20 protein-coding genes are annotated in these 22,876 nt (G+C 62.3%); 9 read left to right on the forward strand and 11 right to left on the reverse strand.

Translation table 11 applies throughout. From position 1 onward, the window contains the following. Window positions 1-57 precede the first annotated feature (57 nt). Together EN851_RS31675 and EN851_RS31680 are read left to right on the forward strand one after the other, a co-directional pair. Window positions 58-2,061, forward strand: coding sequence for a PhoX family phosphatase (locus EN851_RS31675; RefSeq protein WP_135930769.1), 2,004 nt, complete (start codon window positions 58-60; stop codon window positions 2,059-2,061). A gap of 134 nt (window positions 2,062-2,195) precedes the next feature. Beyond that, window positions 2,196-2,420: a hypothetical protein gene (locus EN851_RS31680; RefSeq protein WP_127871061.1), complete on the forward strand. Its 225-nt coding sequence runs from the start codon at window positions 2,196-2,198 to the stop codon at window positions 2,418-2,420. Here EN851_RS31680 and EN851_RS31685 read toward each other — a convergent pair. Next, window positions 2,412-3,596 (reverse strand): NAD(P)/FAD-dependent oxidoreductase, encoded by a 1,185-nt coding sequence (locus EN851_RS31685; protein ID WP_135930770.1) that lies wholly within the window; start codon window positions 3,594-3,596, stop codon window positions 2,412-2,414. The genes EN851_RS31680 and EN851_RS31685 overlap by 9 nt on opposite strands. A gap of 445 nt (window positions 3,597-4,041) precedes the next feature. On the opposite strand from EN851_RS31685, the gene EN851_RS31690 reads away from it, so the two are divergent. Further along, window positions 4,042-5,079, forward strand: a complete 1,038-nt coding sequence (locus EN851_RS31690; RefSeq protein ID WP_135930771.1) for a phosphatidylglycerol lysyltransferase domain-containing protein — start codon at window positions 4,042-4,044, stop codon at window positions 5,077-5,079. Window positions 5,080-5,158: 79 nt separating this feature from the next. Here EN851_RS31690 and EN851_RS31695 read toward each other — a convergent pair whose 3' ends face one another. Then, a complete protein-coding gene (locus EN851_RS31695; RefSeq protein ID WP_127276440.1) occupies window positions 5,159-5,938 on the reverse strand; it encodes an ABC transporter permease in 780 nt (259 codons plus the stop codon). Then, complete coding sequence (locus tag EN851_RS31700; RefSeq protein WP_135930772.1) at window positions 5,935-6,861, reverse strand: ABC transporter ATP-binding protein; 927 nt, start codon at window positions 6,859-6,861, stop codon at window positions 5,935-5,937. The genes EN851_RS31695 and EN851_RS31700 overlap by 4 nt, the downstream gene beginning before the upstream one ends. A 296-nt stretch (window positions 6,862-7,157) precedes the next feature. Between EN851_RS31700 and EN851_RS31705 the strand changes: the two genes are divergently transcribed. Further along, window positions 7,158-8,519, forward strand: coding sequence for a cytochrome ubiquinol oxidase subunit I (locus EN851_RS31705; protein ID WP_135930773.1), 1,362 nt, complete (start codon window positions 7,158-7,160; stop codon window positions 8,517-8,519). Window positions 8,520-8,799: 280 nt separating this feature from the next. Further along, the gene (locus EN851_RS31715) at window positions 8,800-9,804 is read left to right on the forward strand and encodes a cytochrome d ubiquinol oxidase subunit II (RefSeq protein ID WP_135918008.1); all 1,005 of its coding nucleotides are present in this window, start codon (window positions 8,800-8,802) and stop codon (window positions 9,802-9,804) included. 211 nt (window positions 9,805-10,015) lie between these two features. Here EN851_RS31715 and msrA read toward each other — a convergent pair whose 3' ends face one another. From msrA to EN851_RS37935, 5 genes are all read right to left on the reverse strand, one after another. Further along, window positions 10,016-10,741, reverse strand: coding sequence for a peptide-methionine (S)-S-oxide reductase MsrA (gene msrA, locus EN851_RS31720; RefSeq protein WP_135930774.1), 726 nt, complete (start codon window positions 10,739-10,741; stop codon window positions 10,016-10,018). 233 nt (window positions 10,742-10,974) lie between these two features. Continuing rightward, window positions 10,975-11,292, reverse strand: a complete 318-nt coding sequence (locus EN851_RS31725) for a hypothetical protein (protein ID WP_135918013.1) — start codon at window positions 11,290-11,292, stop codon at window positions 10,975-10,977. Between the two features lie 113 nt (window positions 11,293-11,405). Next, window positions 11,406-12,110 (reverse strand): DUF1223 domain-containing protein, encoded by a 705-nt coding sequence (locus EN851_RS31730; protein WP_135930775.1) that lies wholly within the window; start codon window positions 12,108-12,110, stop codon window positions 11,406-11,408. A 364-nt stretch (window positions 12,111-12,474) separates the two neighbouring features. Next, window positions 12,475-13,092: a hypothetical protein gene (locus EN851_RS37930; RefSeq protein WP_348630742.1), complete on the reverse strand. Its 618-nt coding sequence runs from the start codon at window positions 13,090-13,092 to the stop codon at window positions 12,475-12,477. Then, entirely contained in the window at window positions 13,089-13,556 is a 468-nt protein-coding gene (locus tag EN851_RS37935; protein ID WP_348630743.1) for a pilus assembly protein TadG-related protein, read from the reverse strand. Before EN851_RS37935 ends, EN851_RS37930 begins: the two co-directional genes overlap by 4 nt. Before the next feature lie 206 nt (window positions 13,557-13,762). Here EN851_RS37935 and lepA point away from each other — a divergent pair, with 206 nt between their 5' ends. Further along, the gene (gene lepA, locus EN851_RS31745; protein WP_127871049.1) at window positions 13,763-15,568 is read left to right on the forward strand and encodes a translation elongation factor 4; all 1,806 of its coding nucleotides are present in this window, start codon (window positions 13,763-13,765) and stop codon (window positions 15,566-15,568) included. 84 nt (window positions 15,569-15,652) lie between these two features. Here the strand turns inward: lepA and EN851_RS31750 are convergent, their stop codons facing one another. Further along, a complete protein-coding gene (locus tag EN851_RS31750; protein WP_135930776.1) occupies window positions 15,653-16,819 on the reverse strand; it encodes an ATP-binding protein in 1,167 nt (388 codons plus the stop codon). A gap of 362 nt (window positions 16,820-17,181) precedes the next feature. Here EN851_RS31750 and EN851_RS31755 point away from each other — a divergent pair, with 362 nt between their 5' ends. The 3 genes from EN851_RS31755 to EN851_RS36550 all read left to right on the forward strand — a co-directional run bounded on the left by EN851_RS31755 (window position 17,182) and on the right by EN851_RS36550 (window position 19,682). Then, complete coding sequence (locus EN851_RS31755) at window positions 17,182-18,723, forward strand: DUF4209 domain-containing protein (RefSeq protein ID WP_189521973.1); 1,542 nt, start codon at window positions 17,182-17,184, stop codon at window positions 18,721-18,723. Window positions 18,724-18,961: 238 nt separating this feature from the next. After that, on the forward strand, window positions 18,962-19,126 hold the full coding sequence (locus EN851_RS36545; RefSeq protein WP_189521974.1) for a hypothetical protein: 165 nt from the start codon (window positions 18,962-18,964) through the stop codon (window positions 19,124-19,126). A 43-nt stretch (window positions 19,127-19,169) separates the two neighbouring features. Next, a complete protein-coding gene (locus EN851_RS36550) occupies window positions 19,170-19,682 on the forward strand; it encodes a hypothetical protein (RefSeq protein WP_189521975.1) in 513 nt (170 codons plus the stop codon). Window positions 19,683-19,750: 68 nt separating this feature from the next. Here the strand turns inward: EN851_RS36550 and EN851_RS31770 are convergent, their stop codons facing one another. Next, on the reverse strand, window positions 19,751-21,391 hold the full coding sequence (locus EN851_RS31770; protein WP_135930778.1) for an ABC transporter substrate-binding protein: 1,641 nt from the start codon (window positions 21,389-21,391) through the stop codon (window positions 19,751-19,753). Window positions 21,392-21,803: 412 nt separating this feature from the next. Continuing rightward, complete coding sequence (secB, locus tag EN851_RS31775) at window positions 21,804-22,307, reverse strand: protein-export chaperone SecB (protein ID WP_127277690.1); 504 nt, start codon at window positions 22,305-22,307, stop codon at window positions 21,804-21,806. Window positions 22,308-22,876: the final 569 nt, after the last annotated feature.

Here is a 22,876-nt window from a genome sequence, read left to right on the forward strand (position 1 = left end):
CGACTGTAAAGCGGTCGATCAGGCAACAAGCTCCAGCCAATCCAGCCAGAGGCTCTCATGACCGAACATCGCTCCCCCGACGCCCGATTCCGCACCAGCCTGCTCGAGGAAAACGAAGGCCCGGCCAACAATCCCAGCGAAAACCGCACGATGGGCGAGATTATCGCCGCGCGGTTTTCGCGCCGGGGTTTCCTCAAGGGTTCGCTTGCCGTCTCGGCGATCGCCGCCACCGTCAGCCCGCTGGCGATGATCGCCGCCGACGATGCCCGCGCCGCGGAAGGCTCGGCCTTCAAGTTCGACGAGCTGGAGGCCGGCATCGACGACAAGCACCATGTCGCGCCGGGCTACGACGCCGATGTATTGCTGCGCTGGGGCGATCCGCTGTTTGCCGATTCGCCGGAATTCGATCCGACCAAGCAGTCGGCACAAGCCCAGGCCAGGCAGTTCGGCTACAACAACGACTATGTCGGCTATATCGCGATCGATGGCTCGGCGGAACATGGCCTGCTGGTGGTCAACCACGAATACACCAACCCGCATCTGATGTTCCCGGGCATCGTCAAGATCGTCGAGAAGGACGGCAAGAAGGCGGCCGAGGTGGCGCCGCTCTCGAAGGAGCAGGTCGATGTCGAGATGGCCGCGCATGGCGGCACCATCGTCGAGATCCGCAAGGACGGCGGCAAATGGCAGGTTGTGCGTGACGGCAAGCTCAACCGCCGCATCACCTCCAACACCGAGATGGCGCTGTCCGGCCCGGTCGCCGGCCATGACCGCGTCAAGACCAATGCCGATCCGTCCGGCACGAAAGTCTTCGGCACGATCAACAACTGCGCCGGCGGCGTCACGCCCTGGGGCACCTATGTGATGGCCGAGGAGAACATCCATGGCTATTTCTCCGGCGAGCTGCCGGAAGGCCACAAGGAAGCCGCCAACTACAAGCGCCTCGGCATCCCGGAAGGCGCCTATGAATGGGGCGCGCATTACGACCGCTTCAACCTGGCCAAGGAGCCGAACGAGCCCAACCGCTTCGGCTGGATCGTCGAGGTCGATGTCAACGACCCGGATTCGGTGCCGCACAAGCGCACCGCCATGGGCCGCTTCAAGCATGAGGGCGCCGAATCGATCGTCGCCAAGGACGGCCGCGTCGTCTTCTATCTCGGCGACGACGAGCGCTTCGACTATGTCTACAAATTCGTCACCAAGGGCATGTTCAATGCCGGAGACCGCGCGGCCAACAAGGACCTGCTCGACGACGGCACGCTGCATGTCGCCAGATTCGCCGAGGACGGCTCGGTCGAATGGATGCCTATCGTGTTCGGCCAGGGTCCGCTGACGGCGGAAAACGGCTTTGCCGGCCAGGCCGACGTGCTGATCGAGACGCGCCGCGCCGCCGACCTGCTTGGCGCCACCAAGATGGACCGGCCCGAAGACATCCAGCCCAATGCCGGCAACGGCAAGGTCTATGTCATGCTGACCAACAATTCCAAGCGCAAGGCCGATCAGGTCGACGCCGCCAACCCGCGCGCCGGGAATGCCTTCGGCCACATCATCGAGATCGTCGAGGACGGCGGCGATTTCGCCGCCACAAAGGGCAAGTGGGAAGTGCTGCTGAAATGCGGCGACCCGTCGGTGGCCGATGTCGGCGCCACCTTCTCCACCGCGACGACGGCCAATGGCTGGTTCGGCATGCCCGACAATTGCGCGATCGATTCGGCCGGGCGCCTGTGGGTCGCCACCGACGGCCAGGGCCCGAAGGCCACCGGCCGCACCGATGGCCTGTGGGCGGTTGACACGGAAGGATCGGCGCGGGCGACCTCGAAACTGTTCTTCCGGGTGCCGATCGGGGCCGAGATGTGCGGCCCGCTGTTTACGCCGGACGATCAGACCGCCTTCGTCGCCGTCCAGCATCCGGGCGACGGCGGTGAGGACTGGGACGCGTTTGGCCGCCCTTCCTATTATGAGGACCTGTCGACCCGCTGGCCCGATTTCAAGCCCGACATGCCGGTACGGCCTGCGGTCGTGGCGATCACCAAACAGGGCGGCGGCAAGATCGGCGTCTGACGTCGAGCGAGACAAAACAAGAGGGGCTTCGGCGATCCGCGGCCCCTCTTTTTTGCGCGGCATTGCATTCAAGCCTCGGGAAAGATTGGCAATTTACACATGGCGCCCTAAATCGTGATCAGGAGATCATCGCCATGCCCAAGTCGATCTACGACCGTGGCCTGCTCAAACCTGACGAAGTGGCCACGTTGCAACGTGTCTTCGATGAAGCCTGCCGCCGACGGCAAGCGCATCCCGAATCCACGGAGGCGCGTGAATTGGCTCTCACCTTGCTTGCCCTCCACAATGCCGGCATGGTCGACGAGGAAATGCTGACCGAGGCTGTCGGCTTCCGGCGGCTGGAGCCGAAATCAGCGTGAGGTGCCCGGCTGGCCGGGACCGGCGATGCGCCTGGCTATCGCCTTGGCCAATATGCCGGCATTGGCGAAGCAGCCGCGGATGCTCGGCCGCATGCCGGTGAACCACAGGCCGGGCAGTTTCAGATCGGCCTGGCCGCCGTTGAAGAGCGGAACGCCCTTCTCGTCGAGCACGCCGAGATTGCCGACCATGCGCTCCAAGCCGGTGCGGTAGCCCGTCGCGGCAATGACGATGTCGGGAGCGATCAGGCTGCCATTGGCCAGGATGACGCCATCGCGGGTGAACTCGCGTATCCCCGGCACCACCAGGATCCTGCCCGATTTGATGGCATTGACGGCGCCATCGTCGGCGGCGATCGCGGTGTAGTCCGAAGTCAGACGGCTGGCGCCGCCGGCAGGTGCCCGCGGCATGCCGAATTTGGTGAGATCGCCGAAAACCAGGCGCTGCGTCACCGCCATGACCGCGTCGGCGACGCGCAGCGGCAAGCGCGCCATGAGCGGCGAGAGGCGATGCACGGCGATCTTGCCGATACGCTTGGGCAAGAGGACGGGGCCGTTGCGGGCCGACAGCCAGACGGCGGCGGTATCGATGCCCGCCAGATGGTTGAGGGCATCGAAGCCCGAATTGCCGGCGCCGACAACCAGCACCTTCTTGCCCGCATAGGCCTGGGCGTCGCCAAAATCGGCCGAATGGATGATCCGGCCCCTGAACGCCTCCATGCCCTTCCATTGCGGCGTGTAGGGCTCCCTGTCGCGGCCGGTGGCGACGACGACATGACGCGCCAGGCGCGAGCCGGCGCTGGTGCGCACGATCCAGTGGTCGCCCCCGGACATGATGGCCTCGACGGAAACGCCAAACTCCACCGGCAAACGGTTCGCCTCATGGAAATCGTTCATATGGCGGATGACGACATCCCGGTGCGGAAAGGCAGGGGTACCCTTGGGATAGGCAAGGCCGGGCAGCGCCGAGAGATCGCGGTGGGTGTTGAGGTGCAGCTGTTCGTGGCGCCGGCGCCAGGGCTCGGCCAGCCGGCTTTCCTTCTCCAGGACCACCGTCGCCACGCCGGCCTTCATCAAGGCCCGCGCGACAGCCAGCCCCGCGGCGCCGGCGCCAATGACGATCGCCGGCTCGACCGCCAGCAACTGCTCCATCATCGTCCCGGGTGTCGTGTCAGCCATTCACACTCGAATCCCATTCGCCCTTGCGGCAACCCCGAAAGGCTCGCAGGCCGCTGTAACAGTTTGATCGCGCGCCGAGCCCCGAACGGCAAATCGAAGCCGATTTTCAATGGGCCTGCGCCGAGCCGTGGTCTCGCCCCGGAGCATTCCGCCGCCGGGCGAAAACTACCGGATCGCGCAACCGCGGCCAAAACCACGACATGAAACGATTGCCCGCTTCTGTCCGAATACATCCAGCCCTATATGGCATATCGGCGGCATCGGCGATAACCAGGTCGCGGCAAAGTGATTGATTCGAGGTCCGGGGGCTGGTGGACCTCTTCTGACGATGCAGGAATTCGAACCCGTAACCGACTCGGCTTCCCGCTAGAAATCAAGGCGCCACGGCGGTCTTGCGTGCCATTCAAGGCATGCGGCGCCGCAGACGGCACGCGGAATCTCGACCATGCCCTCCTTGCGGATCTATTTCGACAACATCCTCGAGGGCGCCTCGCCCAAGGTCGAGCGACTGGCGCTGACGCATGTCGAGCGGCTGGCGCTGGTGCGCCGCTATGGCGATTTCTCGCTCGCCTATTCCACCGCCGCGCAGCGCAAGCTTTCCTATTTTGGCGACGCCGACGGCTACATCGCCTTCGGCACCAAGATGAGGCATCATTTCGCGCTCGGCGATCCGGTGGCGGCGCCGGCGCAGCGGCCCGATTATATCAGACGCTTCGTCGAGCGTGCCGGCGGCCCATGGTTCGTGCAGATCGGCGAACAGACCGCCCAGGTCCTTGCCGGACTGGGCTACAAGGTCAACCGGCTGGGCATCGACACCCGCCTTGTCCTGCCCGACCATGATTTTTCCGGCAAGCGCAACGAGACCGTGCGCTATTCCGAGCGCTGGCTGCTGAAGAAAGGCTTTTCGTTCGAGGAGGACAAGCGCACGATCCATCTCGACGAGATCTCCCGGCTCTCCCAAAACTGGCGCGGCGACCGTATCGTCAAGCGCTGGGAGATGGGTTTTCTCAACCGTCCGTTTTACGAGCAGCTCGGCACCGACATGCGCCGTTTCGTCCTGCACGGTCCCGATGGCGACCTGGTCGCCCTGCTCGACTTCGATCCGCTGTTCGCCGACGGCAAGGTGATCGGCTACACCACCGCCTTCAAGCGCAAGCATATCGATGCCTCGCCGCATGCCGAGGTCGGCCTGACCAAATTCGCCGTCGACCGCTTTCGCGAGGAAGGCGTTTCGGTGGTGACGCTCGGCCTGTCGCCGCTGGTCGATGTCGGCCCGAGCGGATTTGCCGAAAGCGAGTTCTGGCGCAACACCTTCCAGCGCGCCTACGACTCGCCCTGGATCAACCGCCGCAGGTTCAACCTGCAGGGACAGGCGGCATTCAAGCGCCGCTTCCATGGCGCCGAGGAGCCGGTCTATATCGCTTTTCGCGAGGGGGCCTACATCGAGATGCTGGGGCTGCTGCGGCTAGTCAAGGCCATCTGAGATCCGCCGATATTCAGGTGAGGCCGGCCTGCGCTGAATCTCACAAATCTCGGCTGCGGCTCAGGACGCCTTCAGCCGATCAGTTGCGCAGCCGGTAGCCGGTCCGGAAGATCCAGGCGACGATCGCGATGCAGGCGGCCAGGAACACCAGCGTCATGCCGAGGCTGATGCCGACCGAGACGTCGGCCTTGCCGTAGAAACTCCAGCGAAAGCCGCTGATCAGGTAGACCACCGGGTTGAACAGCGTAATCGTCTTCCAGATGCCTGGCAGCATGTGGATCGAATAGAAACTGCCGCCGAGGAAGGTCAGCGGGGTGACGATCAGCAGTGGCACCAACTGCAGCTGCTCGAAGCTTTTCGCCCAGATGCCGATGATGAAGCCGAACAGGCTGAAGGTGACCGCCGTCAGGATCAGGAAGGCGAGCATCCAGAACGGATGCTCGATCTGTAGCGGCACGAACAGCGAAGCCGTCGCCAGGATGATCAGGCCGAGGATGATCGACTTGGTCGCTGCCCCACCGACATAGGCGATGACGATCTCCAGATAGGAGACCGGAGCTGACAAAAGTTCGTAGATCGAGCCGACGAATTTCGGGAAATAGATGGCGAAGGAGGCGTTGGAGATCGACTGCGTCAAGAGCGACAGCATGATCAGTCCCGGCACGATGAAGGCGCCGTAGCTGATGCCGTCGATCTCGGTGATGCGCGAGCCAATGGCCGAGCCGAAGACGACGAAATAGAGCGATGTCGAGATGACCGGCGAGATGATGCTCTGCAGCACGGTGCGGAACGCACGCGCCATCTCGACCCGGTAGATCGCCCATACCGCGCGAAAATTAGGGGCCGCACGCAGGTTCATGGCTCTTGCCTCAGGAGATTGACGAAGATCTCTTCGAGCGAGCTGTTCTTGGTGTCGAGATCGCGGAACTGGATGCCGGCCGCCTCGAGATCCCTGATCAGCGAGGCGACGCCCGGCCGGTCGCTCTGGTTGTCATAGGTGTAGGTGAGTTGGGTGCCGTCCGGCGACAGTTCGAGCGCGTAGTGCGAGAGCCCGTCGGGCACGCTGGCGAGCGGCGCGCGCAGCTCCGCCGTCATCTGCTTGCGGCCGAGCTTGCGCATCAGTTCGGCCTTGCCTTCGACCAGGATGATTTCGCCGCGGTTGATGACGCCGACGCGGTCGGCCATGGCCTCGGCTTCCTCGATATAGTGCGTGGTGAGGATGATAGTGACGCCGTCCTCGCGCAACCGGCGCACCATCTCCCACATGTCCTGGCGCAGCTCGACGTCGACGCCGGCGGTCGGCTCGTCGAGGAACAGGATGCGCGGCTCGTGCGACAGCGCCTTGGCGATCATCAGCCGCCGCTTCATGCCGCCCGACAGGGTGATGGCCTTGGCGTCCTTCTTGTCCCAGAGCGACAGATCGCGCAGCACCTTCTCGACAAAGGCCGGATTGGCCGGCTTGCCGAACAGGCCGCGGCTGTAATTGACCGTTGCCCAGACGCTCTCGAAGGCGTCGATGGTGAGTTCCTGCGGCACCAACCCGATCAGGCTGCGCGCGGCGCGATAGTCCTTGTTGATGTCGTGCCCGTCGACCGTGACGGTGCCCGACGAGCGGTTGACGATGCCGCAGACGATCGAGATCAGCGTCGTCTTGCCGGCGCCGTTGGGGCCGAGCAGGGCGAAAATCTCGCCCCGCTGGATATCGAGATTGACTTCCTTGAGCGCGGTGAAGCCGGTGGCGTAGGTCTTGGAGACCCCGGAAATGGACAGAATGGAGGGCATGGTTGAAAACGGCTGCCTGAAAGAGGTGACTTCATATAGGCCTGTTGTCGCCCGGTGCAACCGCAAGTGAATGCCGCTGCTGCCAGTTCTCGACACCGGGGCGCGGGCAGTCTGAAGACAGATCGCCTTGCATCCGGTAAAATTGTCCTGTGGCGTTCAGCCTCGCGGCAGGACGCCGCTTTGACCTGCCCCCGCTTCGGGCCTATCCTTCGCCAGTATTGGAGCAATTCCAGGAAAAGTGTAAAGAGGTTTTCTGCCCGGAGTTGCGTCGAAATACTAAGCAGCCGGAGCCCGCCATGGACCCGCTTATTCTCTCGCGCATGCAGTTCGGCGCGAATATCTCGTTTCATATCCTGTTTCCGACGATCACCATTGCCCTTGGCTGGGTGCTGCTGTTCTTCAAGCTGCGTTATAACGCGACCAATGATTCCGCCTGGATGCGCGCCTATTTCACCTGGGTGAAGGTGTTCGCGTTGTCCTTTGCCATGGGCGTGGTTTCGGGCGTCACCATGAGCTTCCAGTTCGGCACCAACTGGCCGGGCTACATGGAGCATGTCGGCAACATCGCCGGACCGCTGCTCGCCTACGAGATCCTCACCGCCTTCTTCCTCGAAGCGGCCTTCCTCGGCATCATGCTGTTCGGGTTCCGTCGCGTTTCCAACCGCGTCCACACGCTGGCGACGGTGCTGGTCGCCGGCGGTACCACGCTGTCGGCCTTCTGGATCATCGCGCTCAATTCCTGGATGCAGACCCCGGCCGGCTTCGAGATGCGCGATGGCGTGGCACATGCCGTCGACTGGTGGGCCATCGTCTTCAACCCGTCCATGCCCTACCGGCTGGTGCACATGCTGCTCGCCTCGGGGCTTACGGTCTCGTTCCTGATCGCTGGCCTGTCGGCGCTGCGCCACCTCAGGGGCGACCGTTCGGAATCGATGTGGAAGGCGCTGCGCACCGGCGTCTTCACCGCCGCCATCCTGATCCCGATCCAGATCCTGGCCGGCGACCAGCATGGGCTCAACACGCTGGAACACCAGCCGCAGAAGATCGCGGCCATGGAGGCCAACTGGAACACCGGCCCCAACGTGCCGCTGGTGCTGTTCGCGCTCCCCGACGAGGCGGCGAAGGAAAACAGATTCGAGGTCGCGATTCCGGATGGGGCCAGCCTTATCCTGCGGCACAGCACCGACGGCGTGGTGCCAGGGCTGAACGACTACCCCGGCAACCACCCGCCGGTCTTTCCGCTCTTCTGGAGCTTCCGCATCATGGTCGGCACCGGGCTTTTGATGCTCGCCGTCTCGTGGTCGGCCGCCTTCTTCCTCAAGCGCCGGCATTCGCTGCCCAGGCCGCTCGCCCTGCTGATGGTGCCGATGGCGCTGTCGGGCTGGCTGGCGACACTGGCCGGCTGGTACACGACCGAGATCGGCCGCCAGCCCTGGCTGGTGACCGGCGTGCTGAAGACAGCCGACGCCGTCGGTCCGGTGGCCGGCAGCCATGTCGCGCTGACGCTCGCCATCTATCTCCTGCTCTACCTGCTTTTGCTGATCGCCTATCTCGGCGTGCTTGTGCACCTGGCGCTGAAGGCGGCCAAGGATGGCGATTCATCGCCGCTGCCGGGCGTGATGAAGACGGCCATGTCGCAACCGGCGGCGGGGGAGTGAGCATGCTTTCATCGCAGGTCCGCGCCGCCCCTCACCTGCCTGCCGGCATCCTCTCCCCGTATAGTGACGGGGAGAGGGGCGCCGTCGTCGCCGATTTCGCTTCTCGTCAGCGTTGCTGGAGTGGTGCCGACGTTGCGGCCAGCCCACTTCTCCCCGCCACTATACGGGAAGTGCCCGGCAGGGCGATGAGGGGCGGCGCCAACCCCGACAATCGATTTGAAACGATCGCTTCAAGCGGTAAGGCCGTGCACCCGGCCCATCGCGGCTGGGAGATATCCCGATGACCTATGACTGGCCAACCCTGCTCCCCCTCATCTTCGCCGGCCTGATGGGCCTCGCCATCCTGATCTATGTCATTCTCGACGGGTTCGACCTCGGGATCGGCATCCTGTTCGCCGCCGCCGAGGACACCGAGCAGGACACGATGATCGCGGCAATCGGCCCGTTCTGGGACGCCAACGAGACCTGGCTGGTGCTGGCCGTCGGCCTGCTTCTGGTCGCCTTTCCGCTGGCGCATGGCGTCATCCTCACGGCGCTCTACATTCCGGTGTTCGTGCTCTTGGTCGGGCTGATCCTGCGCGGCGTCGCCTTCGATTTCCGCGCCAAGGTGCCGGCGGGGAAAAAACATCGCTGGAACCGTATTTTCTTCCTGGGTTCGGTCATCGCCTCGCTGGCGCAGGGCTACATGCTGGGCGTCTACGTGCTCGGCCTCGATGTCGGGCCGGGCGGCATGGCGTTCGGCGTGCTGGTGGCGTTCTGCCTGGCGGCCGCCTACGCGGCGATGGGCGCTGCCTGGGTGATCTACAAGACCGAAGGCGAGCTTCAGAAGAAGGCTGTGCGCTGGCTGCGCACGGCACTGGTGCTGACCGCGCTCGGCATGGCCGCGGTGTCGCTGGCGACGCCCTTCGCCAGCCCGCGCATCTTCGACAAATGGTTCGTCTGGCCACAGATGCTCTATCTGTCGCCGCTGCCGATCCTGTCGGCGCTGCTGTTCCTCTGGCTGTGGCGGCAGACCTTCCACCTGCCGAGGCCCGATGACCGCCATGCGCTGACGCCGTTCCTGACGCTCGCCGCCATCTTCGCGCTCGGTTTTGCCGGGCTGGCGTGGTCGTTCTATCCGTTCGTGGTGCCCGATCGCCTGACCATCTGGCAGGCGGCGTCGGCACCCGAGAGCCTGGCGATCATCCTGGCCGGCACCGTGGTGGTGCTGCCGGTGATCATCTTCTATTCGTTCTATGCCTACCGCGTGTTCGGCGGCAAGGCGACGGATCTGACTTACGATTGAGGGGTGATCGAGCGTAGAGGTCACGGCGAGGCGCCCCTCTCTGGCCTGCCGGCCATCTCCCCCCTCGAGGGGGGAGATCGATGTTGGCTAGGCTTTCGCCAATCTCCAACGCGGAAAGCTGGCGAGACGCCGAAGCTGCCGATTTCACCCCTTGAGGGGGGAGATGCCCGGCAGGGCAGAGAGGGGCGCTGTCCCGCCGGCCTATCCTCTCTTAATTACTCGCCGACAGCACCAGTACCGGCTTTTCGCTGTAGAGCGCCGGGAACAGCGTCTTCAAATTCGCCACCTTGGGCAGGTCGTTGTAGACGATATAGGGGTAGGTCGGGTTCAGCGTCAGGAAGTCCTGGTGGTAGTTTTCGGCCGGGTAGAAGGTCTTGCCGGTTTCCAGCGTGGTGACGATGGGCTCGGAAAACACCTTGGCCTTGTCGAGCTGGGCGATGTAGCTCTGCGCGATCTTCTTCTGCGCGTCGTTCTCGGCGAAGATCGTCGAGCGGTACTGGGTGCCGGAGTCCGGTCCCTGGTAGTTGAGCTGGGTCGGGTTGTGGGCGACCGAGAAATAGACCTGCAGCAGCTGGCCGTAGGTGACGACAGAGGGATCATAGGTGATCTCGACGGATTCGGCATGGCCGGTGCGGCCGGTGCCGACCGTCTCGTAGACGGCATCGTCCTTGGCGCCGCCGGTGTAGCCGGAAACCGCCTTGCTGACGCCCTTGACGTGCTGGAACACGCCCTGCACGCCCCAGAAGCAGCCACCGGCGAAGATGGCCTTTTCGCTGCCCGTGGCCGCCTTTTCGTCGATTGCCGGCGGCGGGATTTTCACCGCGTCCTCGGCGGAGATGGCAGGCGTCAGCCAGAAGGCGGCGCCCGCGACGGCAAGGGCGAGTGCGGCGAGCGCGCCCCGGACAAGACCGGCCGAACGGTTGTTGATACTGGTCATGGTTGCACTCCTCATGGCTTCCCCCGTTGATCAGTGACTTGGGGGATCAGTCTATTGGATCAGCTACGGTGGCGCGATGCGCGAGTTGCGGCGGCGCCTCACATTCACGTGCGCCCGGACTTTTGCCTTGACGTAATTCCCGACGCAAAACCGCTTCAAGCCTTTGCCGGGATTGTTCCAGCAACTGTCCCCGGATGGACAGGGAGCCCGCCGGGGACAGCCACGCGCCAAGCTCAATTGGCGGTGGCATCCGTTGCCGGCTTCATGGCATCGGTCGCCGGTTTCATCGCATCCGCGGCGGGCTTCATCGCGTCCGCGGCGGGCTTCATGGCATCGGCGGCGGGCTTCATGGAGTTGGTGGCCATCGGGTCGGCCGGCTTCATCGCATCGGTTGCCGGCTTCATGGCGTCCGCGGCCGGCTTCATGGCGTTGGCGGCGGGTTTCATCGCATTGGTGGCATCATCGGCGCGCGCGATGCCGCCGGCAAACAGCGCGGTCGAGCACAGAGCGAGCGCGAGCGCCGGCAGCGTCAGGCGGGAGAAATTGGTCATGGTCGGTTTCCTTGTGGGGTTGGTGGCACGCCCTTTTGGACGGCCGGGGTCTTGCGCCGCCGCCCATGCGGTGGCGCAAATCTCTGCTCGGCAAATCTCTGCTCGAACGCGATCTAGTTGGCGGCGGCGGCCAGGATCGGCCCGCCGCCGGGCGACTGCACCAGCACGGCGGTGCTGAGGCCGCCCGAGGCTGCCGGCAGATCGAGCGTCTTGGCCTCGCCGCTCCAGCTGCCGAGTTTTGTCAGCGCGTGCACGACATTGGCGTGCGGCAAGGTGCGGCCGGTGTTTTCGCCGCGCGCCACCGGCACCTCGACGACACCCTTGGTGTAGCGCACCAGCCAGACATCGGCCTTGCCTGCCGGTGCCGCGCCAGCGCCGATCGCGACCTTGCCGCCGTCGAGCGAAAGCGACGGACCGCCGGTCTTGGCCGTGGCAGTGATCAGATGTTCGATCTCACCGGGTGCGGCGCCGACGACGTCGGCATGGCCGTTGACCACCACTTGCGGCGTGAACGGCCCGTCATGGCCGAGCGGCGGCTCGTAGGAAACCTGGCGCTGGGTGAATTCCTGCTTGCCGAACGTGTCCTTCCAGCCGAGATAGTCCCAATAGGTGACGTTGAACGACAGCGCGAGCACGCCGGGCCGGTCCTTGACCTTGATGAGGTTGGCATTGGCCGGCGGACAGGACGAGCAGCCCTGGCTGGTGAACAGTTCGACCACGCTGAGCGGCTGGGCTGCCGCCGCGCCGAGCGAGGCGGCGAGCGCCAGAGCGGCGAGGCCGGACAGTGCGAGGACCCTGCTTGAGATGACTGGCGACATCGGCTTGCTCCCTGGGAGGGCGCCACGATGCGCCCGTCATATCCCCACTTCGCCGCCACTTGCCGCTTCGTTACAACGCTCACCGGTTTGTGATTGAAGAACCGCCGGCGCCTCTTCCTTGCGGCGCTGGAGATTGGCGAAAACGGTCGCGCGTCCAATCTCCCCCCTTGTGGGGGAGATGTCCGGCAGGACAGAGGGGGGCGCCGTAGAGCGCCTACGCCCGCGCTTCTAAACAGATGTCGGCGCGCGGGGGGAGATGGCCGGTCGAACCAGGGCGGATATCGTGGACCTGGCAAGGTCGGCGGGACAGCGCCCCCCTCTGGCCTGCCGGCCATCTCCCCCACGAGGGGGGAGATCGGCAGCCTTACTGCGTCAGCGCGGTGTCCGAGGGCCGCTTGTTGAAGTCGCACTTGCCGGTCACGTTGTAGAAGAAGTCGGCGTTGCTGACCGGCGCCGGGACCGCGTTGCCGCCGTCTTCCCAGGCCTGATAGGCTGTCGAACCGCAAGGCACGAGGCCGAAGATATCGACGACCTGGCCGGTCGCGATCTCATTGTAATTGATAGCGTTGGTCTGCGGATCCTTGATCCCGCTGTAGAGCCGGTTGGAGGTGGTCGGATCATTCGTCTTGAGATATTGCGGGTTGCCTGATGGCACATACATCTGCAGACTGAGGCCACCCATCTGGCTGACATCGATGGACGCGCCGGTGCCATCGGCGGGATACATCGTGTCGACACAGTAAAATTTTGTCTGGAACTTGTCGGTCTGGATCACCGCACCGGCGGGCGGGTTGGAGCCGGCGAGCTTGCAAACCTGCGTCTGGGCCACCGTGGTGACGGTCTTGCCGGTCGAATCGGTCGTAAGGATGCTGGTGGTGGTGGTGCCATAGCCCTTCGGGTCTCCGGTCTTGCCATAGACGTAGTCGATCGTCATCAGCGGCTTGGCCGTCGTCGCACCGAATTGCGTGCCGTAGAGCGTCATCTTCTTGTTCCAGTAGCCCGATACGCCGGTGCCTTGAAGTTGGCCGCGACCAGCGCCGGCGGCTTGCTGACCGCCGAGGCCACGGCGATCGGCACGGTGTCGATCCTGGCGATGGTCATGAAAACGGTCGGCATGGCGAAACTTGCCGTGGCCCGCGCGGTGGTAGCGGTGGCGGTGGTCCCAGCCACGAAGCTGGTCAGCGTCGCGGTGCCTTGTCCGCCGTTGGCGATGAAGGAATCCTGCAGCATCGTCTGGCGCTGCGGCAGCGTCGAGGTGGTGTCCATGGTGGTGATCGTCAGGATCGCGGCATCCAGCGCCTGCTGCTGGTTGGACCTGGTCTGGACCGCGCTGGTGTAGTCGACCGAGAAGCCGACGGCCGCGATCAGCGGCATCAGGCTCACCAGGAAGAGCGGCATCATCGACCCGCTGCGGGAACGGGCAAAGCCGCTTGCAAGCTTGAACATTTCCAACCCCCAACAGGCATTAGCGAGCGTGCGATTACCACGCAGCCGGCAAACCAAGGTCTAATCTGAACGATTAAAGTTTATGCATCGTTGGCGCGCAGACCGGTTTTTCGATTCTTTTGCCGATTTCACCGCTTTGTGTGCGGCGGGCAGCCCTTGGGCGCCAAGCCTTGCCGCCGCTTGCCGCCCCTGCTAAAGCGCGCGGCATGAGCACGCCCCTCGACCACATCCGCAATTTTTCCATCGTCGCCCATATCGACCATGGCAAATCGACGCTCGCCGACCGCCTGATCCAGTCGACCGGCGGGCTGGAGCTGCGCGACATGAAGGAGCAGGTGCTGGACTCGATGGACATCGAGCGCGAGCGCGGCATCACCATAAAGGCGCAGACGGTGCGGCTGAAATACCGCGCCAACAATGGCGAGGACTATATCCTCAACCTCATCGACACGCCCGGCCATGTCGACTTCGCCTATGAAGTGTCGCGGTCGCTGGCCGCCTGCGAAGGTTCGCTGCTGGTCGTCGACGCCAGCCAGGGCGTCGAGGCGCAGACGCTCGCCAATGTCTACCAGGCGATCGACAACAACCACGAGATCGTCGTGGTGCTGAACAAGGTCGACCTGCCGGCCGCCGAGCCCGAGCGCATCCGCGAGCAGGTCGAGGAGGTGATCGGCATCGACGCGTCGGGCGCCGTGCTGATCTCGGCGAAGACCGGGCTGGGCATCCCCGACGTGCTCGAAGCCATCGTCCACCAATTGCCGCCGCCGCGCGAGGGCGACGCCACGGCACCGCTGAAGGCGATGCTGGTCGACTCGTGGTACGACGCCTATCTCGGCGTCATCGTGCTGGTGCGCATCATCGACGGCGTGCTGAAGAAGGGCCAGACCATCCGCATGATGGGCACGGGCGCCAAATACCTGGTCGAGCGCACCGGCGTGTTCACGCCCGCCCGCATCAATGTCGAGGAGCTCGGCCCCGGCGAATTCGGCTTCTTCACCGGCTCGATCAAGGAAGTGGCCGACACCCGCGTCGGCGATACCATCACCGAGGACAGGCGCCAGACCGCGCATGCCTTGCCCGGCTTCAAGCCGGCGCAGCCGGTGGTGTTCTGCGGCCTGTTCCCGGTCGACGCCGCCGATTTCGAGGACCTGCGCGCCGCCGTCGGCAAACTGCGCCTCAACGACGCCAGCTTCTCCTATGAAATGGAAACGAGCGCGGCGCTGGGCTTCGGCTATCGCTGCGGCTTCCTTGGCCTGTTGCATCTCGAAATCATCCAGGAGCGGCTGGAGCGCGAGTTCAACCTCGACCTGATCGCCACCGCGCCATCGGTCGTCTATCGGCTGCTGCTCAATGACGGCTCGGTCAAGGAACTGCACAACCCGGCCGACATGCCCGACGTGGTGAAAATCTCGGCCATCGAAGAGCCATGGATCCGCGCCACCATCCTGACCCCCGACGACTATCTCGGCGGCATCCTGAAACTCTGCCAGGACCGGCGCGGCATCCAGGCCGACCTCTCCTATGTCGGCAAGCGCGCCATGCTGACCTACGATCTGCCGCTCAACGAAGTGGTCTTCGATTTCTACGATCGCCTGAAGTCGATCTCCAAAGGCTACGCCTCGTTCGATTACCACCTGACCGACTACCGCGAGGGCGACCTGGTGAAGATGTCGATCCTGGTCAATGAGGAGCCGGTCGACGCGCTCTCGATGCTGGTGCACCGCACGGCGGCGGAAAAGCGCGGCAGGCAGATGTGCGAGAAGCTGAAGGAGCTGATCCCGCACCACCTCTTCAAGATCCCGATCCAGGCCGCCATCGGCGGCAAGGTCATCGCGCGCGAGACGATCTCGGCGCTGCGCAAGGACGTGACCGCCAAGTGCTACGGCGGCGACGTGAGCCGCAAGCGCAAGCTCCTCGACAAGCAGAAAGAGGGCAAGAAGCGGATGCGGCAATTTGGGAAGGTGGATATTCCGCAGGAGGCGTTTATCCAGGCGCTGAAGATGGGGGATTGAGGGGACTGCTTTTGCTCAATCATGAGGGCGTGCCTAGACAAAAATCAACTCTGCGTTTGCTGATGATACCTTGATCTACGGCAGTCAATCTGTGCTTGATCGTTTATGGTAGAAATAAAATTTAAACGCCTCTTGTGTCGCCGTATCAAGGCCATCCAGGGTTTTATTGATTTCCTCATCATCCAAATATTGAAATGCGCGATACAGCGAAGTAGCTGTCTGCCTGTCTACACAGAGAATCTCTGAGAAGCCGCCGACATCCATGCTAGATGGATCATACTTCCTAAGCGCCTTCCCCTTCAAAAATTCAAGAGATCGGAGGGACAGATTTATGCCCGACCCGTCAAAAAAGTCGCTGAGTCGCTGAAATTCTCGTATAAACGAGCTTTGGTTCTTCTCTATTCTGTCGAGGCTGTCTGCGATTTTCTTTAAATACTCCTCCTCCTGCGACCTAACAATAACTTGGCCTTCATAGTCGGATAGTTGAAAGTCCTCTCTACCGAAGAACGATTCTCCCAGAGATGCATAAGAAAAACTTAGGGATAAACGGGGAGTTCTAGTATCTGAAAAAAGCTCTGGGCCGCTAGCTAGAACATACTCCGCACCGGAACCGCGTTTCAAAAGCTTGAGACTTTTCCTATCCAGGCCTCGCCTCTTAAGGAGGTCGGAAAAGTTTGAATCGGCCTCGATCTCTAGCATAGATATATCAGAGTTTGACGTATTGTTTATGGCGATATGAAATAGAAACCCCCTCAAAACAATGGATATCTCAAGTGGGGCTATGGAGCGGAGCGATCGTGATCGTATATCTGAAATTTCATAATCTTCCATAGGCACGGACAAACTACCAAATCTCTTATAGTACTTTTTATCATGGGATTGATGGGGCGCCATAAGACTCTTGGGGATGTCGATCACATAAATCATATTTGACTTATAAAGCAGCTCTCGTACGGCAACTCCCCGCAATTCAGGCTGAATATGCGACCCGACAACTTGGTCTATCCACTCGCGGGCACGGAAGTCAGATGGAACACCGTCGTCGATGGCAACCGCAACCCCGGATTTCCCTTCTTCGATCCCAATGACAATTGCTCCGCCGTCAGAATTAGCAAAAGCGCATATCTCTTTCGAGAGATCATTCGATTTTCGCTCAATTACAAACGCCGATCGTTTAAACTCTAGATGGACGTCTTCCCGAGCTTCCAACGCTACAAGCGATTCCAAATCATCTATACTTAGAAGTTTCATAATAGCCTCCTTTTTCCAACTCCCATTTTCGCAGAAGTCCGAAGGGTGAGATCACCTTGACTGGGCCCCACGTCAGCCATAGAACGTTCAGTGAACAAACCGCACATGGTAATGCTCACAGGAGCCTCTCTTCTATGTCAACAGATGGCATACCGTTGCCCTCAAACGAAGCCATTCGGCTAGCTATCGAAGAATCCCCGAAGAAAGAAGACCGCGGTCTCGCATCTTTGTTTCGAACTCGGGCTGAGATTGAACCGGGACTTGGCTGGCGACTTCTGTATGAAGTTTTCAGTTTTAACTTCAGACCGGGGAATGTTTCATCGCCATTTGGACCAATGTCCGAGATGGGGGAGCGGCGAAGTATGGTCCCCGACGACCTAGATGATCGTCAGATCGAAGCTTTTCGCGAGACTTTGGAGGCTATCGAGGATGCGGAATTTAGGGCGCGCGTGGGAGATGTCATCTGGCTTCGAAAACGTGACGCCAAGGCAGCGCGGATTGCCGTAGAAGCTTACGTCAATTCGGGTTCAAGACTTGAGGACCTACGCCACTGGCCCCCAAGCATGAAACGATACGAAAGGGCCGCTCGTCTCGCCAAGCAGGTCGGGGGTAAAAGCGATCTCTCTGGGACTGTGCTTGAACACATCGAGAGCCGCGTCCGATACTATGACGGGGCTGACCCACTTTACTTCACGTGCAAAGCCTTGGAACTGCTGTCGGAATTCAAGTTTGGAGAGTTCTTGATACTAGCAGGGATAGCGGGGCGTGTGGGCGCGAAATCGCGCGCCGACGGCGATTTCAGGCGCAGTCGTAGCTACTTTGACGTTCAGGCAAAGCTGCTTGTCCTTGCAAAAGACGAGGATGCAGCGGAAGCCGCTCGTATAATGTCTTCGGAGACCTTTGTCGAAGAGGCCGAAGCCCGCGAAGCTGCCGGTTCCGCGATGGCAGCCCACTCTTTCTGGCAGGACGCCATTCGCGCCTTTCGAGAGCGGCCGACGCTTCGTGCTCGTATTCCCGAATTGCAAAAACGGCTCGCTGCTGCAGGGAAGCAAACGCTTGCTGAGATGAAAAACGTAAGCCACGAAATCGATATCCGCGAGCTAGTTGAACAAACTGAGAAGGAATTCCGTGGGTTACAGTCCGACGAAGCAGTTTTGAAGTTTGCAATTTACAACCAGCTCATTGATCCAAAGAGGCTGCGGGAAGAAGCAATCAAATCGATGGAGGATCATCCACTTCAGTCGGCCTTTGCCGCATCGATTTACGACGAAGCAGGCAGGAAGATTGCGGTTCGACCGGCATTGATGGGCGCGGATGAAAAGAATCGGGAAATCGCGATTGAAGGATTCATGGATCAGCACGCGAGGATATCCAGAAGTATCGCCGTTGCAGGAGCTCTGGCACCTGCGATGAGAACTATTCTATTCGAGCACGAAATCTGCGAACAAGATGTGGAGCGACTTATCAAGGGAAGCAAGTTTGTTCCTGAAGGCCGAATGCCCCTTCTCGTGAAAGCCATCGCAGAGGGATTTCGATGGGATTTCTGTACTGCGCTGCATCTATTCGTCCCCCAGGTGGAAAACGGGCTGCGCCATCTTCTTGAGCAGTCTGGCGAGATTCCTAGAAATATCGATGCCAACGGGATCGAAGAGGTGTGGGGGCTTGAGAGGACCCTAGCCAATCCATTTATTCAAAAAGAGCTTGGAGATGAATTCATTTTCGAGTTGCAATCTCTACTGGCCGGACGCTTGGGGCCTAACATTCGAAATAGCCTCGCGCATGGCCTCCTCTCGGCCAACTCGTTTAGAGGTGAGGCAGCCCTCTATCTTTGGTGGGTACTTTTTAGGCTGACGATAATGCCTACGCCGGCCATTGGCGCATATATCACGGCTAAGTTGAAATAGGTACGCTTGCGCAGCTTTGCGACGGGTCAAACTGTAGTGGTTTGAGTCGCGCAATTTCCCCTCTCGACACCTTCCAAATCATCGCGCCCTTCATAGGCGCAGCGGTGGCAGTCGTGTTGGCGTTCCGAGTCGTCGGACGGCGCGCACGGGCCGGTGTTCCTGCTCTTTGTCTTTGCTCTGGGCTGCCTCGGCTGGGGGGCTGGTCAAGGCAAGCAGCGGGTTCGACAGCGGGGATCAGATGACGCTCGATGCCAAGGGCTTTCGTGACAGGCCCGCCGGCGAAGTGCTGGTGCCCTGGCAGACGGTACAAAGGGTCGCCCTGGTGCATGGCAACCATGGCGGGCCGACGCTGGTGAATTTGAAGTTGACCGGGCCGATGCCCGAGATACCGGATCACCTTTGAGAACGCTCCCCCCTGACGTATCCTGTTCTTAGGGAGACACCACATGCGCACCACATCGGACATCGCCGCCTCGCTCGGCCTCGCCATCGGCGGCGCTTTCGGCCTCGCCGGCACCTTCGTTGCCAGTGCTCCGCTTCGCGAAACACTCTGGACGATCGACGGCGTGGCGCTCGTTGTCGCCACCGCGCTGCTCACCATGAAATACCAGCGGCTGGGCCATGACTGCGCCGCCGCGGGCTTCCTGACCTTCCTGGCCGGCGAGAGCCTGCTGCTGGCCGGCAATGCGGCGGGGTTGCAGGCCAGCGTGCCTTCCTATGTCGGCGGCATTTCGCTTTGGGCGGCTGGGCTGGTCATGGTCAGTGCGCCGAGCACGTTCGCGCTGTGGATGCGGCTTACCGCGCTCGTCGCCGCCCTGCTGTTTGTCGTCTCGGCCGGCATGATCCTGTGGGGCACGCCCTTGCTGCCGACCTCGGCGCCGCTGCCGGCGGCCGGCTATCCCTTTTTGGTGCTGACCTTCGCCGGCTGGATCTGGACGCTGCTGCGGCCGGCGCGGTGAGCGATGGCAAGCGCGACGCTGCTGTCCTTCCCCCCCTTGTGGGGGAAGGAAGAGCGTCGGCGCTTCTCTCACCCCTCAATCCAAACCTTCTCGAAATGCTGCTCAAGCGCCTGGTGCTGTTCGCAGCCTTCGATGCCCTTGCGATAGGTGCGGTAGACCGAGCGCCAGTAGGGTTGGATGATGATGCCTGAGTCGCGCAGATTCTGCTCGATCTTGGCCATGATCTCCTTGCGTGCCTTGGCGTCGGGCATGGCGAGCGCCTTGTCGAGCAGTTCGTCGAATTCGTTGTTGGCATAGGCGCTTTCGTTCCAGGCGGCGCCGGATTTGTAGGCCAGCGCCAGCACCTGGACGCCGAGTGGGCGGCCGAGCCATTCGGTGCAGGAGAAGGGGTATTTGCTCCAGTCGTTCCAGAAGGTGGCGGCGGGCAGCACGGTGCGCTTGATCTTGAGGCCCGCCTCGCGCATCTGGGCGGCGATGGCATCGCCGGTGCTCTTTTGCCATTCGACGTCGACCGAGATCAGCTCGTACTCGTGGTCCGCCTTGCCGGATTCGGCGAGCAGCTTCTTCGCCTGATCGACATCGCGCTTGGCCGGACCGATATCGGCAAACTCAGGATGCATGGGGCCGACATGGTGGTTGTCGGCGGGCTTGCCCCGGCCGTCGAGGCCGAGCTTCAGCACGGCGGCATTGTCCACCGCAAGCTGGGCGGCGCGGCGCACCTTGACGTCGTCATAGGGCGCATTACCGACATTGAAGCGGGCGACGATGGTCGAGCCGGTGGCGATCTCGGAATTTTTGAGCCCCATCTTGTCGGTCTGCGCGACGGCGTCGGAGGCGGTTTCGTGGTCGGTGTCGATCTCGCCGGATTCGAACGCCGACAGCATCGCGTTGGGATCGGAGCCGTAGTCGATCCACTGGATGCCATCGAGATGGAACTCGCCCTTCCACCAGGGCTTGTCCTTGCGTTTCACCTCCGCACCCGTCTCGGCGTCCCATTTCACCAACTCGCAGGGACCCGTGGTGATCGCCAGCGCCTTCATGGGGTCGCCGTCGCCGTCATAGGAGCGGTGCATGATCAGCGCGGGATAGTCGGCCATGCCGGCGATCAGCGAAATGTCGGGCTTCGGCAGATTGAGTTTTACGGTGAAGTCGTCGACCTTCTCGATGCCGCCATCGACCACCTTCTTGGTGTCGGCATTGACCAGCGCGCCCATGCGGGCGGCGACCGAATTGCCGGCGACTCCGGCCTCGCACCAGCGGGTGAGGTTGTGGACGACATCGTCGGCATTGAAGGCGTCGCCGTTCGACCAGGTGATGCCCTTGCGCACATGCAGGGTCAGCGTTTTTGCGTCGTCGCTCATCTCCCATTTTTCGAGCAGCCAGGGCTCGAAGGAGAAATCGGTGTTCCAGCGCACCAGATATTCGTTGCAGTGGCGCGCGACATTGGACATTTCGACGCCGTCGAAGGTGCGCGGATCCTTGAAGCCCTTGACGTTCATGGCGACGCGCAGGGTGCCGCCCTTCTTGGGTTCGGCGGCGCGGGCCGGGGCCGCGGCGATGCCGCCCAGGGCAAAGGCGCCGGCGGCGCTGACGCCGAGGCCAGCCATGAGCGCCAGATATTCGCGGCGGCTGATGCCGCCCTTTTTGAAATCGTCGGCGACGGGTCTGGCCCGTGGATGAAGTTTCCTGTCGGTCAGCATGAATTTCATCGTCGTTCCCTCTTTTGTTGGGCGTCCCGACCGATCGCCAACGCGGGGGCGGCTGCGACCGCCGGGACGCCTTTGCCTGAGGGCGCGATGATAGGGCTGGGGGATCGAGGGGAGTGTTCTGGAATCCGCAGGACTTGTGCGGTGCTCCGCTCGCGACTTCGTCATCCACGGGCGGAGCAGCCGCGCAGCGGCGTCGCGCAGACCCGAGGATCCATGCCGCGACCTCGCCGACTGGCGCAGCGGAGCAGAACCTGGACCATGGCAACGCTTCAGAGTCCCGGCATGGATCCTAGGGTCTGCGCCGCGTCGCTGCGCTCCTTGCTTCGCCCTAGGATGACGAAGGGAAGAGGCGGCCCACAACAAAAAACCCGGCGAGGCCGGGTTTTTCAAAGCGATCCCTGTCAGCCGAGCGTCAGCTCACCTTGGTCTGCGAGGCGGCCTGGTCCTCGGCGATCTTCTGCTGGAACATCTGCGCGAAATCGATCGGGTCGAGCATCAGCGGCGGGAAGCCGCCATTGCGCGTCGCCTCGGCGATGATCTGGCGGGCGAAGGGGAACAAAAGGCGCGGGCATTCGATGAACAGGATCGGCAGCATGTGCTCCTGCGGGAAGCCCGAAATGGCGAAGACGCCGCCATAGATCAGTTCGACGTTGAACAGCACTTCCTGGTCGAAGGAGGCCTTGGCGTTCAGCGTCAGGTTGACGTCGAACTGCTTGTCGGAGAGCGGGTTGGCGTTGACGTTGACGTTGATCGCGATGCCGGGGGCCTTGTCGCGGCCGCGCAGCGAGTTGGGCGCGCCGGGGCTTTCGAAGGACAGGTCCTTGACATACTGGGCCAGCACGTTGAGCGACGGCTGCGCCGCGCTGCCATTGCCGTTGCCGTTGGCGCCGACCGGCGCGTCATCATTGCTGGCCATGAGCCGATATCCTTTTCCCCTGGGCAGTCTCGCTCACCGAATTGAATCGGGGCTGACCGAATTGAAATCGGGCGTTCGCTACCATGGCCGGCATGACAAGACAAGGTTTGCCGCCTTGGGTCTCGGGGGCAATAGCCTTGGGCTGTATTGGCCGCGGTTGGATGTGGAGAGATCACTGGCGGGGTCGGCACCGCCGTCAACTGGCTGCCCGTCCTCCGCAGCCGTTGCCGAAAGGCGCCCTTCCTCTCCCCCGTCGATCGGGGGAGAGGTGTCGAGCGAAGCTCGACGGAGTGGGGGTCGACCCCTCAAGCACAAGGCGAGGCAATGGTTGCGCCTTGTGCCATTCCTTTGTCCGTTCGCGGCGCTTGCTAGGTGGTTCCCCCACTCCGTCGCTGCTTCGCAGCGACACCTCTCCCCCCTCCGGAGGGAGAGGAAAGGAGCCTGTCCGAACCGGATAGATAGGTAACAGAATGGACCGATAGCATGGGTGACAGTTTTCTTGTCCGCCGGGAGGACCGGCGATGGTTTGGCGAGAAACTGGGATCATGGACGAGCGGCTACGGTTTGTT

Source organism: Mesorhizobium sp. M8A.F.Ca.ET.208.01.1.1, assembly GCF_004791315.1.
In the GTDB taxonomy this organism is placed as follows: Bacteria; Pseudomonadota; Alphaproteobacteria; order Rhizobiales; family Rhizobiaceae; genus Mesorhizobium.

Coding starts and splice junctions, on each gene's coding strand:
- EN851_RS31755 (WP_189521973.1), top strand. CDS start 17,182: ATGGTCCCCGACGACCTAGATGATCGTCAGATCGAAGCTTTTCGCGAG.
- EN851_RS31700 (WP_135930772.1), bottom strand. CDS start 6,861: ATGCCCTCCATTCTGTCCATTTCCGGGGTCTCCAAGACCTACGCCACC.
- secB (WP_127277690.1), bottom strand. CDS start 22,307: ATGGCCAGCAATGATGACGCGCCGGTCGGCGCCAACGGCAACGGCAAT.
- EN851_RS37935 (WP_348630743.1), bottom strand. CDS start 13,556: ATGTTCAAGCTTGCAAGCGGCTTTGCCCGTTCCCGCAGCGGGTCGATG.
- EN851_RS36545 (WP_189521974.1), top strand. CDS start 18,962: ATGACGCTCGATGCCAAGGGCTTTCGTGACAGGCCCGCCGGCGAAGTG.
- EN851_RS31770 (WP_135930778.1), bottom strand. CDS start 21,391: ATGAAATTCATGCTGACCGACAGGAAACTTCATCCACGGGCCAGACCC.
- EN851_RS31730 (WP_135930775.1), bottom strand. CDS start 12,110: ATGTCGCCAGTCATCTCAAGCAGGGTCCTCGCACTGTCCGGCCTCGCC.
- EN851_RS36550 (WP_189521975.1), top strand. CDS start 19,170: ATGCGCACCACATCGGACATCGCCGCCTCGCTCGGCCTCGCCATCGGC.
- msrA (WP_135930774.1), bottom strand. CDS start 10,741: ATGACCAGTATCAACAACCGTTCGGCCGGTCTTGTCCGGGGCGCGCTC.
- EN851_RS31675 (WP_135930769.1), top strand. CDS start 58: ATGACCGAACATCGCTCCCCCGACGCCCGATTCCGCACCAGCCTGCTC.
- EN851_RS31715 (WP_135918008.1), top strand. CDS start 8,800: ATGACCTATGACTGGCCAACCCTGCTCCCCCTCATCTTCGCCGGCCTG.
- EN851_RS31685 (WP_135930770.1), bottom strand. CDS start 3,596: ATGGCTGACACGACACCCGGGACGATGATGGAGCAGTTGCTGGCGGTC.
- EN851_RS31705 (WP_135930773.1), top strand. CDS start 7,158: ATGGACCCGCTTATTCTCTCGCGCATGCAGTTCGGCGCGAATATCTCG.
- EN851_RS31680 (WP_127871061.1), top strand. CDS start 2,196: ATGCCCAAGTCGATCTACGACCGTGGCCTGCTCAAACCTGACGAAGTG.
- lepA (WP_127871049.1), top strand. CDS start 13,763: ATGAGCACGCCCCTCGACCACATCCGCAATTTTTCCATCGTCGCCCAT.
- EN851_RS31725 (WP_135918013.1), bottom strand. CDS start 11,292: ATGACCAATTTCTCCCGCCTGACGCTGCCGGCGCTCGCGCTCGCTCTG.
- EN851_RS31750 (WP_135930776.1), bottom strand. CDS start 16,819: ATGAAACTTCTAAGTATAGATGATTTGGAATCGCTTGTAGCGTTGGAA.
- EN851_RS31695 (WP_127276440.1), bottom strand. CDS start 5,938: ATGAACCTGCGTGCGGCCCCTAATTTTCGCGCGGTATGGGCGATCTAC.
- EN851_RS31690 (WP_135930771.1), top strand. CDS start 4,042: ATGCCCTCCTTGCGGATCTATTTCGACAACATCCTCGAGGGCGCCTCG.
- EN851_RS37930 (WP_348630742.1), bottom strand. CDS start 13,092: ATGACGCTCTACGGCACGCAATTCGGTGCGACGACGGCCAAGCCGCTG.